Origin of the sequence: Pseudomonas sp. SG20056, from assembly GCF_031764535.1 — a bacterium.
Lineage (GTDB): Bacteria > Pseudomonadota > Gammaproteobacteria > Pseudomonadales > Pseudomonadaceae > Aquipseudomonas.
This window is the reverse complement of the sequence record NZ_CP134499.1, coordinates 2,785,570-2,797,834: the sequence shown is the minus strand read 5'-3', so window position 1 is coordinate 2,797,834 and position 12,265 is coordinate 2,785,570. Positions and strand designations below refer to the sequence as shown.

13 protein-coding genes are annotated in these 12,265 nt (G+C 58.1%); 10 read left to right on the top strand and 3 right to left on the bottom strand.

All coding sequences use genetic code 11. The features are described from left to right. Positions 1-70: 70 nt before the first annotated feature. Entirely contained in the window at positions 71-1,537 is a 1,467-nt protein-coding gene (locus RHP75_RS13380) for a glyceraldehyde-3-phosphate dehydrogenase (RefSeq protein WP_311088606.1), read from the top strand. 84 nt (positions 1,538-1,621) lie between these two features. On the opposite strand, the gene RHP75_RS13375 is transcribed toward RHP75_RS13380, so the two are convergent. Beyond that, positions 1,622-2,182 carry a chalcone isomerase family protein gene (locus RHP75_RS13375; protein ID WP_311088605.1) on the bottom strand — a complete coding sequence of 187 codons (561 nt, stop codon included), beginning with the start codon at positions 2,180-2,182 and terminating at the stop codon, positions 1,622-1,624. A gap of 271 nt (positions 2,183-2,453) precedes the next feature. Between RHP75_RS13375 and RHP75_RS13370 the strand changes: the two genes are divergently transcribed. From RHP75_RS13370 to sthA, 9 genes are all read left to right on the top strand, one after another. Further along, positions 2,454-3,791, top strand: coding sequence for a Na(+)-translocating NADH-quinone reductase subunit A (locus tag RHP75_RS13370; RefSeq protein ID WP_311088604.1), 1,338 nt, complete (start codon positions 2,454-2,456; stop codon positions 3,789-3,791). Positions 3,792-3,794: 3 nt separating this feature from the next. After that, the gene (locus tag RHP75_RS13365) at positions 3,795-5,006 is read left to right on the top strand and encodes an NADH:ubiquinone reductase (Na(+)-transporting) subunit B (RefSeq protein ID WP_311088603.1); all 1,212 of its coding nucleotides are present in this window, start codon (positions 3,795-3,797) and stop codon (positions 5,004-5,006) included. After that, complete coding sequence (locus RHP75_RS13360) at positions 4,999-5,787, top strand: Na(+)-translocating NADH-quinone reductase subunit C (RefSeq protein ID WP_311088602.1); 789 nt, start codon at positions 4,999-5,001, stop codon at positions 5,785-5,787. The genes RHP75_RS13365 and RHP75_RS13360 overlap by 8 nt, the downstream gene beginning before the upstream one ends. Then, positions 5,784-6,458 (top strand): NADH:ubiquinone reductase (Na(+)-transporting) subunit D, encoded by a 675-nt coding sequence (locus RHP75_RS13355; protein ID WP_311088601.1) that lies wholly within the window; start codon positions 5,784-5,786, stop codon positions 6,456-6,458. The genes RHP75_RS13360 and RHP75_RS13355 overlap by 4 nt, the downstream gene beginning before the upstream one ends. After that, positions 6,458-7,066 (top strand): NADH:ubiquinone reductase (Na(+)-transporting) subunit E, encoded by a 609-nt coding sequence (nqrE, locus tag RHP75_RS13350; protein WP_090248035.1) that lies wholly within the window; start codon positions 6,458-6,460, stop codon positions 7,064-7,066. The genes RHP75_RS13355 and nqrE overlap by 1 nt, the downstream gene beginning before the upstream one ends. A gap of 15 nt (positions 7,067-7,081) precedes the next feature. Continuing rightward, positions 7,082-8,308 carry an NADH:ubiquinone reductase (Na(+)-transporting) subunit F gene (gene nqrF, locus RHP75_RS13345; protein WP_311088600.1) on the top strand — a complete coding sequence of 409 codons (1,227 nt, stop codon included), beginning with the start codon at positions 7,082-7,084 and terminating at the stop codon, positions 8,306-8,308. A gap of 104 nt (positions 8,309-8,412) precedes the next feature. Next, positions 8,413-9,336, top strand: coding sequence for an FAD:protein FMN transferase (locus tag RHP75_RS13340; protein WP_311088599.1), 924 nt, complete (start codon positions 8,413-8,415; stop codon positions 9,334-9,336). Further along, positions 9,333-9,560, top strand: a complete 228-nt coding sequence (nqrM, locus tag RHP75_RS13335) for a (Na+)-NQR maturation NqrM (protein ID WP_311088598.1) — start codon at positions 9,333-9,335, stop codon at positions 9,558-9,560. Before RHP75_RS13340 ends, nqrM begins: the two co-directional genes overlap by 4 nt. A gap of 123 nt (positions 9,561-9,683) precedes the next feature. Next, complete coding sequence (gene sthA / locus RHP75_RS13330) at positions 9,684-11,078, top strand: Si-specific NAD(P)(+) transhydrogenase (RefSeq protein WP_311088597.1); 1,395 nt, start codon at positions 9,684-9,686, stop codon at positions 11,076-11,078. Positions 11,079-11,238: 160 nt separating this feature from the next. Here the strand turns inward: sthA and RHP75_RS13325 are convergent, their stop codons facing one another. Together RHP75_RS13325 and RHP75_RS13320 are read right to left on the bottom strand one after the other, a co-directional pair. Continuing rightward, complete coding sequence (locus tag RHP75_RS13325) at positions 11,239-11,955, bottom strand: glycerophosphodiester phosphodiesterase family protein (RefSeq protein WP_311088596.1); 717 nt, start codon at positions 11,953-11,955, stop codon at positions 11,239-11,241. Further along, a complete protein-coding gene (locus RHP75_RS13320; protein ID WP_311088595.1) occupies positions 11,952-12,254 on the bottom strand; it encodes a phosphodiesterase in 303 nt (100 codons plus the stop codon). Before RHP75_RS13320 ends, RHP75_RS13325 begins: the two co-directional genes overlap by 4 nt. Between the last annotated feature and the right edge of the window lie 11 nt (positions 12,255-12,265).

The window sequence follows — 12,265 nt, the reverse complement described above, 5'->3', positions numbered from 1 at the left end:
GTTACGACAGTCGTGCATTGCTCATGCTTGCTTGCGCCGTCATAATGTAGCCCCTTTTTTCAGCCCCTACATGTGGAAGGTACTGCCCGTGACTCAGAAGCCCGACCAGTGTCTCGGTGAGTGGATCGATCGAGAAGCCCTTGCGGAAGCGATGATTCCGATGATTGGCCAACTCTACCGTAACAACAACGTGGTCACCTCGATCTACGGCCGTGGTTTGATCAACCGCTCGGTTATCGACATTCTCAAGGCCCACCGCTTCGCACGTCACCGCCTGACCGGCGACAGCGAATTGTCGGTGCACGATACCTTCCTGGTGCTCAAGGCCATGAGCGAGCTCAAGCTGGGCGCCGCCTCGATAGACCTGGGCAAAATGGTCAGCAAGTTCAAGACCGAAGGCCAGGGCCGCAGCATCGAGCAGTTCGTCAAGGATGAACTGGTTGAAGTGGTTGGTAAGCAGAACAGCGAAGCCCGCGAAGGCACCGACGTTGTGCTGTATGGCTTCGGTCGTATCGGCCGCCTGCTGGCACGCATCCTGATCGAGAAAACCGGTGGTGGCGATGGCCTGCGTCTGCGCGCCATTGTTGTGCGCAAAGGTGCGACCAATGACCTGGTCAAGCGCGCCAGCCTGCTGCGCCGCGACTCGGTACACGGCAAGTTCGATGGCACCATCACCATCGACGAAGAAAACAGCACCCTGACGGCCAACGGCAACCTGATTCAGGTGATTTACGCCAAATCGCCAACCGAAGTGGATTACACCCAGTACGGCATCAAGAACGCGCTGCTGGTGGACAACACCGGTGTGTGGCGTGATGCCGACGGCCTGGGGCAGCACCTGGCCTGCCCGGGTGTAGACCGTGTCGTGCTGACCGCGCCGGGTAAAGGTGCGTTGAAGAACATCGTGCACGGCATCAACCACGGTGAAATCACCCCTGAAGATAAGATCATCTCGGCCGCTTCCTGCACCACCAACGCCATCGTGCCGGTGCTCAAAGCGATCAATGACCAGTACGGCATCGTTAATGGTCACGTCGAAACCGTTCACTCGTACACCAACGACCAGAACCTGATCGATAACTTCCACAAGGGCGATCGCCGTGGCCGCAGCGCGCCACTGAACATGGTAATCACCGAAACCGGTGCTGCCACTGCTGCTGCCAAGGCGCTGCCTGTGCTGAAGGGCAAGCTGACCGGCAACGCTATTCGCGTGCCAACGCCGAACGTATCGATGGCCATTCTCAACCTCAACCTTGAGAAAGCCACCACCCGCGAAGAAGTCAACGAGTACCTGCGCCAGATGGCCATGCACTCGGACCTGCAGAAGCAGATCGACTTCGTCCAGTCGCAGGAAGTGGTCTCCACTGACTTCGTTGGCTCGCGCCACGCCGGTGTAGTTGATGCTGAAGCCACCATCTGCAATGACAACCGTGTTGTGCTGTACGTGTGGTACGACAACGAATTCGGTTACAGCTGCCAGGTGGTTCGCGTGATGGAAGACATGGCCGGGGTCAACCCGCCAGCCTTCCCGCGCTAAGCGCAGGTAACGCAATAAAAAAACGGGAGCTGCGGCTCCCGTTTTTTATTGCCTGGATTAACAGGTGGTTTTCAATACCCTGTTTTAGTCGGCCAGCAGGCTGGTACGCAACTCATCCGACAACCCGTTGGGCGACAGCCAGATGCCCAGGTAAGCCTTGGCCAGTGCCGGGTCCTGGCTGGTGTAGGCAACTTTACCGTTCACTTCCAGGGTCAGGCCGCTGCCTGCGTTGAAGTTCAGGGCGTAACGGTCGCCTGGACGAATATCCCTGAACGTGGCATGCAGGGCGTCTACCTCGGGCCGCAGGCGCTGCAGTGTGGTGGCGTCGTGCTGGCGTTCGAGCGTGACCCAGGCCGCCTTGATCACGTCTTGGCTGTCGATGTTACGGAAGTAGTAGAGCTCCAGGCGCTGCGTGAGCGGCTTGGTGACAGCCTGGCTAGCGCTTGCCTCGGTTGGTGCATAGAAGGCAGCGGCGTAGACATCGGCCCACAGGTAGGTCAGCACACTCTGGTTTTTGCGTTCCAGGCTGCTCTGTTCGAGCTGGTGAGTGGCGGCGAAGTTGGCTTCTTGCAGGCGTTCGCGGTTGTTGGCGAATGACTCGCTGCTCAGCAGCAGTAGGGTGGTAAGCGCGAGTAGCAGGCGCATGGCAGGGCTCCAGTTGGTCTATTAGTCTTATGTCGCGCGCGGCGGCGTTGCCGTCAAGCCGGCATCTGTTGCCTTCTGTTACGTTAAACCGGATAAAAGCAAGCGCTTGGGTGGCCAGTGGCCGAAGGTGCGACTTATAATCGGCCAGATTTTTTCCCGCGACCGACATTCTGCCCAGCGCCTGACTTGTTTTTGGCGTTGTGCCGCATTTTTCTGCGTTGGTGTCGTCCGTATTCTAAAAAAGCTTATAAATCAGTGGTTAGGCAAACCTATGATCAAAATAAAACATGGGCTTGATTTGCCCATAACAGGCGTGCCGGCGCAGCGCATCGAGGCTGCAAGGCCGGTGCGTAGCGTCGCCGTCATAGGCTTCGATTATCACGGTATGAAGCCTTCGATGGAGGTTCAGGTCGGTGACCGGGTCAAGCTTGGCCAGGTGCTGTTCTCGGACAAGAAATCGCCAGGCGTGCAATACACTGCTCCAGCCGCAGGCGTGATCAGCGCCATCCACCGTGGCGAAAAACGTGTGCTGCAATCCGTGGTTATCGATGTCGAGGGTGATGAGCAAATCACCTTTGATCAGGTAGCGGTAGAGCAGCTGGCAACTGTTGGCGACGCCAAAGTGCGTGAAGTACTGTTGCAATCTGGTCTGTGGACCGCATTTCGCGTCCGTCCGTTCAGCAAAGTGCCGGCTGCTGATGCACAGCCTAGCTCGATTTTCGTCACGGCCATTGATACTCACCCGCTGGCAGCCGATCCGGCTGTGGTGATTGCCGAGTACGCCGCCGACTTTGCTAACGGTCTGCAGGTGCTGAGCAATCTGGCCAAGGTGTTTCTGTGCAAGGCTGAGGGCGCCAGCTTACCTGGCGAGCAGCTGAGCAAGGTGCACACCGAGTCCTTCGCCGGTCCGCATCCTGCTGGCTTGCCGGGTACGCACATTCATTTCCTCGATCCGGTCAGCGTCAGCAAGAGCGTCTGGTCGATCAATTATCAGGACGTGATTGCCGTCGGCAAACTGTTCACCACTGGGCTGCTGTGGACCGAGCGCGTTGTCGCGCTGGCCGGCCCTGTGGTCGAGCAGCCGCGCTTGGTGCGCACCCGTCTGGGTGCGAGCCTCAGCGAACTGACTGCCGGCCAGCTGCAGCCTGGTTTCAACCGGGTTATTTCCGGCTCGGTGCTGGGTGGCCGTACCGCGCAGGGCGCTTTCGCCTTCCTCGGGCGTTATCACCTGCAGGTGTCCTGCCTGGTTGAAGGGCATGAGCGCGAGCTGATGCATTACCTGCGTGCTGGGGTCAACAAGCACTCGGTGATGAATATCTTTGTTTCCAAGCTCAACGCCGCAAAGAAGTTCGCCTTCTCGACAACGACCAATGGCAGCCCGCGCGCCATGGTGCCGGTGGGCAACTACGAAGCGGTGATGCCGCTGGATATCCTGCCGACACAACTGCTGCGCTACCTGATCGTCGGTGACACCGAGATGGCTCAGAAACTGGGCTGCCTGGAACTCGATGAAGAAGACCTGGCGCTGTGCACCTATGTCTGTGCCGGCAAGTATGAGTACGGCCCTATCCTGCGCGATAACCTCGCCCGTATTGAGAAGGAGGGTTAAGTCATGGGTATTCGTGCATTCCTCGATAAAGTCGAGCACAACTTCGAAAAAGGCGGCAAGTTCGAGAACTGGTACGCCCTCTATGAGGCTGTCGATACTTTCTTCTATCGCCCTGGCAGCGTCACCAAGACCACTGCTCACGTGCGTGACGGTATCGACCTCAAGCGCATGATGATCACTGTGTGGCTGTGTACCTTCCCGATGATGTTTTTCGGGATGTGGAACACCGGTTATCAGGCCAACCTGATCTTCGCTAACAGTCCTGAGCTGCTGGCTGCTCAGGAAGGCTGGCGCTTCGCGTTGATTGGTTCGCTGGCCGGGTTCGACCCCAACAGCCTGTGGGATAACTTTATCCAGGGCGCGGCCTACTTCCTGCCGGTGTATGCCACGGCGTTTATCGTCGGCGGTTTCTGGGAAGTGCTGTTCGCTTCGGTTCGCAAGCATGAAGTTAACGAAGGCTTCTTCGTTACGTCCGTGCTGTTCGCCCTGATTCTGCCGCCGAGTATTCCTCTTTGGCAGGTCGCGCTGGGTATCAGTTTCGGCGTGGTGATTGGCAAGGAAGTGTTTGGCGGTACTGGCAAGAACTTCCTCAACCCTGCGCTGACTGGTCGTGCCTTCCTGTTCTTCGCCTACCCGGCGCAAATGTCCGGTGATGCAGTCTGGACTGCGGTTGACGGCTTCGCCGGCGCAACCTCGCTGAGCCTTGCGGCTGCTGGTGGCATTGAGAACGTGGTGAGTAATGGCATCACCTGGATGGATGCTTTCGTCGGCACCATTCACGGTTCCATGGGCGAAACCAGCACTCTGGCGATCCTTATTGGTGGCGGCATTCTGCTGATTACCAAGATCGCCTCCTGGCGCATCGTTACCGGCGTGATGTTGGGCATGATCGGCTTCAGCCTGCTGCTCAATATGCTCGGCTCTAGCACCAACCCGATGTTTGCCATGCCTTGGCACTGGCACCTGGTGGTGGGTGGTTTTGCGTTCGGTATGTTCTTTATGGCCACCGACCCGGTGTCGGCGTCCATGACCAATACCGGCAAGTGGATTTTCGGTGCCCTGATCGGCGTGATGGTGGTGATGATCCGTGTGGTCAACCCAGCCTTCCCGGAAGGCATGATGCTGGCGATTCTGTTCGCCAACCTGTTTGCACCGCTGATCGACCACTTTGTCGTTCAAGCCAATATCAAGCGGAGGCTGGCACGCAATGTCTAGTCAAAAAGAATCCACCGTCCGCACGTTGGTGGTGGCCCTGTTGGTCTGCCTGGTGTGTTCGGTGTTTGTTGCCGGTGCCGCCATTGCGCTGAAACCGACGCAAGTGGAAAACCGTCAGCTCGACAAGCAGCGCAGCATTCTGGCGATTGCTGGGCTTGGCGATGCCAGTATGAGCAGCGCGCAGGTCAAGGCGTTGTTCGCTGAGCGCATCAGTGCACGGATTGTCGACCTCGATACCGGTACTTTCAGCGATGCGCAGAACCCGGCCACGTTCGATCCGTTGAAAGCGGCCAAGGATCTGAAGTTGTCAGCCGCGCTATCTGGCTCGGACGATATTGCTTCGATCAAACGTCGCGAGCGTTTCACCACGGTTTACCTGGTGGAGCAGGATGGCAAGCTGGAAACCGTGATTCTGCCTGTACGTGGTTATGGTCTGTGGTCGACCCTGCATGGCTTTATGGCGCTCCAGGGTGACCTCAATACCGTTGCCGGTTTCGGCTTCTACCAGCATGCCGAGACCCCGGGTCTGGGCGGCGAAGTGGATAACCCGAAGTGGAAGAATCTGTGGCTGGGCAAGACCTTGTTTGATGACAAGGGCGAGCTGGCGATTCAGATCATCAAGGGTAACGTCGACGCGCAGAGCGCGCAGGCGACTCACCAGGTCGATGGCCTGGCGGGTGCAACCCTGACCAGCAATGGGGTGAATAACTTGCTGCACTTCTGGCTGGGAGAGAACGGCTTCGCCCAGTTCCTCGCCAATCTGCAAAAAGGGGAGGCTTGATCATGTCGCAGCCGACTATTAAAGAAGTTCTGCTCAACCCGATTTTCAACAACAACCCGATTGGTTTGCAGATTCTGGGCATCTGTTCCGCTCTGGCGGTGACCTCGAACCTGAAAACCGCACTGGTGATGTCGATTGCTCTGACCCTGGTAACCGGGTTTTCCAACCTGTTTATCTCGATGATTCGCAGCCAGATCCCCAGCTCCATCCGCATGATCGTGCAGATGGTGATCATTGCGTCCCTGGTGATCGTGGTCGATCAGGTGCTCAAGGCCTTTGCCTTTAGTCTGTCCAAGCAGCTGTCGGTATTCGTCGGTCTGATCATCACCAACTGCATCGTGATGGGCCGTGCTGAAGCCTTTGCCATGCAGAATCCGCCAATGCTGTCGTTCTTCGACGGCATCGGTAACGGCCTGGGCTACAGCGCCTTTCTGATCGTGCTGGGCATCATTCGCGAGCTGTTCGGCGCGGGCAAACTGATGGGCTACGAGATAATTCCGGTGATCAACGACGGTGGTTGGTACCAGCCTAACGGCATGCTGCTGTTGCCGCCTTCGGCGTTCTTCCTGATCGGTTTGTTTATCTGGGCATTGCGTAGCTGGAAAAAAGATCAGCTGGAAAAGCCAAGCTTCAAGATGGCTCCGCAGGTCTCGAATAAGGAGGCTTACTAATGGAGCATTACCTCAGCTTGCTGGCCAAGGCGGTGTTCGTTGAGAACATGGCATTGGCCTTCTTCCTCGGCATGTGCACCTTTATCGCCATCTCGAAGAAAGTCGAGACCGCGATTGGTCTGGGTATCGCGGTTATCGTGGTGCAGGTCATCACCGTGCCGGCGAACAACCTGATCTACACCTACCTGCTGAAAGATGGCGCGCTGGCCTGGGCCGGTTTGCCGGAAGTGGACCTGAGCTTCCTCGGTCTGCTCAGCTATATCGGGGTGATCGCGGCCATCGTGCAGATCCTCGAGATGCTGCTGGATAAGTATGTACCCAGCCTCTACAACGCCCTGGGGGTTTTCCTGCCGCTGATCACGGTGAACTGCGCCATCATGGGCGGCACCCTGTTCATGGTTGAGCGTGACTACAACCTGGCGGAAAGTACCGTGTATGGCTTTGGCTCTGGTCTGTCCTGGGCGCTGGCGATTGCTGCACTGGCAGGTATTCGCGAAAAGCTCAAATACAGCGATGTACCAGACGGCCTGCAGGGCCTGGGTATCACCTTTATTACCATCGGTCTGATGTCTCTGGGCTTTATGTCCTTCTCCGGCGTGCAGTTGTAAGGAAGGGATGCATAGATGATCAATTTAGAGATCTTTATCGCCATCGGCATGTTCACCGGCATCGTGCTGGCGCTGGTGCTGGTTATTCTCGCGGCGCGCGCCAAGCTGGTTTCCAGCGGTGACGTGAGCATCGAGATCAACGGCGAAAAAACCATTGTGGTTCCAGCGGGCGGCAAGTTGCTGCAGACCCTGGCGGCCAACAATATCTTCCTGTCTTCGGCATGCGGTGGTGGCGGTACCTGCGCCCAGTGCAAGTGTGTGGTCGAGCATGGCGGCGGCGAAATGCTGCCGACCGAAGAGGCTGCCTTCACTCGTCGCGAAGCCAAGGCTGGCTGGCGTCTGTCCTGCCAGACGCCAGTCAAACAGGACATGAAGATCGAAGTGCCGGAAGAAGTCTTCGGCGTGAAGAAGTGGCAATGCACCGTTGAGTCCAACCCCAACGTGGCCACCTTCATCAAGGAACTGACGCTGAAACTGCCGGAAGGCGAGAGCGTCGACTTCCGCGCCGGTGGCTATGTGCAGCTGGAGTGTCCGCCGCACGAAGTGCACTACAAGGACTTCGACATTCAGGAAGAGTACCGCGGAGACTGGGACAAGTTTAACCAGTGGAAGTACGTGTCCAAGGTCGAAGAGACCGTGATCCGTGCCTACTCCATGGCCAACTACCCGGAAGAAGTGGGGCTGGTGAAGTTCAATATCCGTATTGCGTCGCCGCCACCGGGTAAAGACGATCTGCCACCGGGCAAGATGAGTTCCTACGTATTCAGCCTCAAGCCGGGCGACAAGATCGATGTGTACGGCCCGTTTGGTGAGTTCTTCGCCAAAGACACCGACGCCGAGATGGTCTTCATCGGTGGTGGTGCCGGTATGGCGCCGATGCGTTCGCACATCTTCGACCAGCTCAAGCGCTTGAAATCGACCCGCAAGATCAGCTTCTGGTACGGCGCGCGCTCCATGCGTGAAGCCTTCTACGTTGAAGAATACGATCAGCTGCAGGCCGAGAATCCCAACTTCAAGTGGCATCTGGCGCTGTCTGATCCGCTACCGGAAGACAATTGGACCGGTCTCAAGGGCTTTATCCACAACGTGCTGTACGAGAACTACCTCAAGGACCATCCGGCTCCGGAGGAGTGCGAGTTCTACATGTGCGGCCCGCCCATGATGAACGCAGCCGTGATCAAGATGCTGATCGACCTGGGTGTGGAGGAGGAGAACATCCTGCTCGACGACTTCGGCGGTTAAGCATGAGCCATGTGCTACTGCGGCCCGTTATCGCTGTCAGCTTGCTGACAGCCCTAACGGGCTGTTGGTTTTCAGAGCGTGTAGAAGAGTTTGGCGGCCCGACAATGGGCAGCACCTACACGGTCAAATATGTGCGCAGCAAGGATTCGCCGAGCCTTGAGTTACTCAAGCGCGAGACCGATGCAATCCTGGCTGAGGTTGACCGACAGATGTCGACCTATCGCGATGATTCCGCCATCGAGCAATTCAATCAGGCCCCTGCGGGTACTTGTCAGACCATGCCGGACGGGGTGCTGGAGTTGGTTGAAGCCGGGCGCCTGCTGCATGAGCAAAGTCAGGGTGCATTCGACCTGACCCTGGAGCCGCTGCTCAATCTCTGGGGCTTTGGCCCCCAAGCACGCGCCGAAAAGGTGCCGACCTCTGAGCAATTGGTTGCCGCGCGTGCACGGGTGGGCATGCAGCATCTGCGTCGTGACGGGCAGCAGTTGTGCAAAGAAGTTGATGTTCAGGTTGATTTCAACAGCATTGCCGCCGGTTATGCGGTGGACAAGATCGTGCAGCGCTTCAACGAACTGGGTGTGACCAGCTATATGGTTGAGGCCACTGGTGAGCTCAAGGCAGCAGGCAAGAAGCCTGATGGTCAGCCCTGGCGCATCGGTCTGGAGGCGCCGCAGGACGGCCAGCGTGTCGCTCAGCAGGTGCTGGCGGTAGATGGCTACGGCATTTCTACCTCGGGTGATTACCGTAATTACTTCGAGGAAGAAGGGCAGCGCTACTCGCATACCCTCGATCCGTTGACCGGTGCACCGATCACCCACAAGCTGGCAGCGGTAACTGTGGTGGACAAATCGACCTTGCGCGCCGATGGCTTGTCTACAGTGCTAATGGTAATGGGCACTGAGCGTGGCTTGGCATTTGCTGAGCGCATGGGGATTGCGGCGTTTTTCGTGACCCGTGAAGGTGACGCTTTCGTCACACAGACAACTCAGGCTTTCGAGCAGCTATTCGCTGCAGGAGACGAGCAATGACGTTTTTAGTGGTGTTTCTGGTCATGGTGCTGGTAGTCGGCATGATGGCCGTGGGTGTGATCATGGGCCGCAAGCCCATCGCCGGCTCGTGTGGCGGTATCGCCAATCTGGGTATTGAGAAGGAATGCTCGATCTGTGGTGGTAGCCGCGAGAAGTGCGAAGAGGTCAACAGCGACTCGCAAGGCAAAACCACAGCCCTGGCCTATGACGCGACCAAACGCTAATCGTCCTACGGTCGATTGAAAGGCTAGACTTGCAGCTACGAATTGATTGCCAGGCTGCGTACGCAGTGCTGGCCCTGCCGAGAGCGCGGTACAAGTGCTCCGGTGTGTCCTGAAGGAGTAAACATGGCGGTCTACAACTACGACGTAGTGGTGCTGGGTTCCGGCCCCGCGGGTGAAGGCGCGGCAATGAACGCGGCCAAGGCCGGGCGCAAGGTCGCCGTGGTCGACAGTCGTCGTGAAGTTGGCGGCAACTGTACCCACCTGGGCACCATTCCGTCCAAGGCACTGCGCCATTCGGTGCGGCAGATCATGCAGTTCAACACCAACCCGATGTTCCGCCAGATCGGCGAGCCGCGCTGGTTCTCCTTCCCTGACGTGCTGAAAAGCGCCGAGCGGGTGATCGCCAAGCAGGTGAGTTCGCGCACTGGTTACTACGCGCGCAACCGTATTGATGTGTTCTTCGGTACCGGCAGCTTTGCCGATGAGCACACCATCGAAGTGGTCTGCTCCAATGGCGTGGTGGAAAAACTGGTGGCCAAGCAGATTGTCATTGCTACCGGTTCACGGCCTTACCGCCCGGTGGATGTGGACTTCCACCATCCGCGCATCTACGACAGCGACACCATCCTCAGCCTCGGTCATACCCCACGCCGCATCATCATCTACGGCGCCGGAGTTATCGGTTCCGAGTACGCTTCGATCTTTAGTGGTCTGGGCGTGCTGGTTGATCTGATCGACAACCGCGATCAGCTGTTGAGCTTCCTTGATGCGGAAATCTCCGATGCCCTGAGCTATCACCTGCGCAATAACAACGTGCTGATTCGCCACAACGAAGAGTACGAAAGTGTTGAAGGGGTGGAAAATGGGGTGATCCTGCACCTCAAGTCCGGCAAGAAGATCAAGGCCGACGCCTTCCTCTGGTGCAACGGCCGTACCGGCAATACCGATCAGCTGGGTCTGGAAAACATCGGTATCAAGGTCAATAGCCGGGGGCAGATTGAGGTTGACCAGAGTTACCGCACTCAGGTGTCGAACATCTACGCAGCGGGCGATGTGATTGGCTGGCCAAGCCTGGCCAGTGCCGCCGCCGACCAGGGCCGTTCGGCGGCCGGCAGCATCGTCGACAATGGCAGCTGGCGTTTCGTCGATGACGTACCGACCGGTATCTACACCATTCCGGAAATCAGCTCGATCGGTAAGAACGAGCGCGAGCTGACCCAGGCAAAGATTCCTTATGAAGTCGGCAAGGCGTTTTTCAAAGGTATGGCCCGTGCGCAGATTTCTCACGAGCCGGTGGGCATGCTGAAGCTACTGTTCCACCGGGAAACCCTGGAAGTACTCGGCGTGCATTGCTTCGGCTACCAAGCCTCGGAGATCGTGCATATCGGCCAGGCAATCATGAACCAGAAGGGTGAGGCCAATACCATCAAGTATTTTGTCAACACCACCTTCAACTACCCGACTATGGCGGAAGCCTACCGGGTGGCGGCGTTCGACGGCCTCAACCGGCTTTTTTGAGCGGCTCCGGCCGGTGGCCTGAGCCGGCCGGGGAGAACCCGTTCAGCGACTCCTGCGACTGGCGATGGCCTAATCGCGAAAGTTTCTGATCAGGCTTAACGAAAAAACCGGCTCTTGCGGCCGGTTTTTTCGTTTCTGTAGTTGGGGCTATCCGGGATGGTTATTCCAGGGTCGCCACGGCCAGGCCGGGAAAGTCGGTGATGATGCTGTCTACACCGAAGTCCGCCAGGCGGCGCATCAGTGCCGGTTCATTGACCGTCCACACGGAGACGTGCAAGCCGGCTTTCTGCGCTTTGAGCAGGCGCTCCGGGGTGCACAGCGTCCAGTTCAGCGCGAGCAGGTGGCAGCCGTAGTGCTTGGCCACTTTCAATGGGTCGAGCCAGGCGTATTCGGCGACCAGCCCGCGTTGCAGGTGCGGCGTCAGGCGCTGCAAGGCGCCTAGTACTTCGCGGGAGCTTGAGGTCACGGTGACCTTGTCCGTCAGCTTGTAGCGCTCGGCCAGTTCGGCAATCGCCTTGACCATCCGCGCGGAGCGAACCTTCGAGGCGCTTTTGACTTCCAGTTGCCAGTGCTCGAAATCGCAGTGCTGGAACAGCTCTTCCAGCCGTGGGATCGGACAGGGGGTGACTGCGCCTGGGCCGCCTTTGCGCGCGTCGTAGGTCACCAGTTCAGCGGCGTCATGCTCGACTACCTTGCCGCGGTGGCCGGTGGTGCGCTTGAGGGTTGGGTCGTGAATCACCATCAGCTCGCCATCGCGCGACAGGTGCAGATCCAGCTCGCAGCGGCGTACGCCATGCTTGAGGCATTGTTGGAAGCTGGCCAGGGTGTTTTCCGGCACCTCGCCTTTGGCGCCGCGATGTCCATAGATGACTGTCACTGTTGCTCCTTGTCTGGCAGGGCTGCGCCGGGTTGATGATGACGCACGCTGTTGATCACATGTTTGTGCTCGAAGTAGACGCTGAACTCGCGGTAATCCCAGCGGGTGATCGGTGGGTTACCAACGCTAGGATGTTCTTCATCGGCCAAGCCGAAGCGCTCGAGCACGGCGCGCTGAGATTCGCCGAACTGCGGCAGCTGCAGTGCGCTGCCACCTTGCTGGCCGATAGGAATTTGCAGGGTATCGGCGTAAGCGCCGAGATGCATAAACAGGGCAAGAAGCAGCAACAGGCGGGGCATGGTGGCTCGCT

What these genes read in the sequence shown, in the direction of transcription:
- RHP75_RS13365 (WP_311088603.1), top strand. Translation starts at nt 3,795, where the DNA reads ATGGGTATTCGTGCATTCCTCGATAAAGTCGAGCACAACTTCGAAAAA.
- RHP75_RS13370 (WP_311088604.1), top strand. Translation starts at nt 2,454, where the DNA reads ATGATCAAAATAAAACATGGGCTTGATTTGCCCATAACAGGCGTGCCG.
- sthA (WP_311088597.1), top strand. Translation starts at nt 9,684, where the DNA reads ATGGCGGTCTACAACTACGACGTAGTGGTGCTGGGTTCCGGCCCCGCG.
- RHP75_RS13375 (WP_311088605.1), bottom strand. Translation starts at nt 2,182, where the DNA reads ATGCGCCTGCTACTCGCGCTTACCACCCTACTGCTGCTGAGCAGCGAG.
- RHP75_RS13380 (WP_311088606.1), top strand. Translation starts at nt 71, where the DNA reads ATGTGGAAGGTACTGCCCGTGACTCAGAAGCCCGACCAGTGTCTCGGT.
- nqrM (WP_311088598.1), top strand. Translation starts at nt 9,333, where the DNA reads ATGACGTTTTTAGTGGTGTTTCTGGTCATGGTGCTGGTAGTCGGCATG.
- RHP75_RS13320 (WP_311088595.1), bottom strand. Translation starts at nt 12,254, where the DNA reads ATGCCCCGCCTGTTGCTGCTTCTTGCCCTGTTTATGCATCTCGGCGCT.
- nqrF (WP_311088600.1), top strand. Translation starts at nt 7,082, where the DNA reads ATGATCAATTTAGAGATCTTTATCGCCATCGGCATGTTCACCGGCATC.
- nqrE (WP_090248035.1), top strand. Translation starts at nt 6,458, where the DNA reads ATGGAGCATTACCTCAGCTTGCTGGCCAAGGCGGTGTTCGTTGAGAAC.
- RHP75_RS13360 (WP_311088602.1), top strand. Translation starts at nt 4,999, where the DNA reads ATGTCTAGTCAAAAAGAATCCACCGTCCGCACGTTGGTGGTGGCCCTG.
- RHP75_RS13340 (WP_311088599.1), top strand. Translation starts at nt 8,413, where the DNA reads ATGGGCAGCACCTACACGGTCAAATATGTGCGCAGCAAGGATTCGCCG.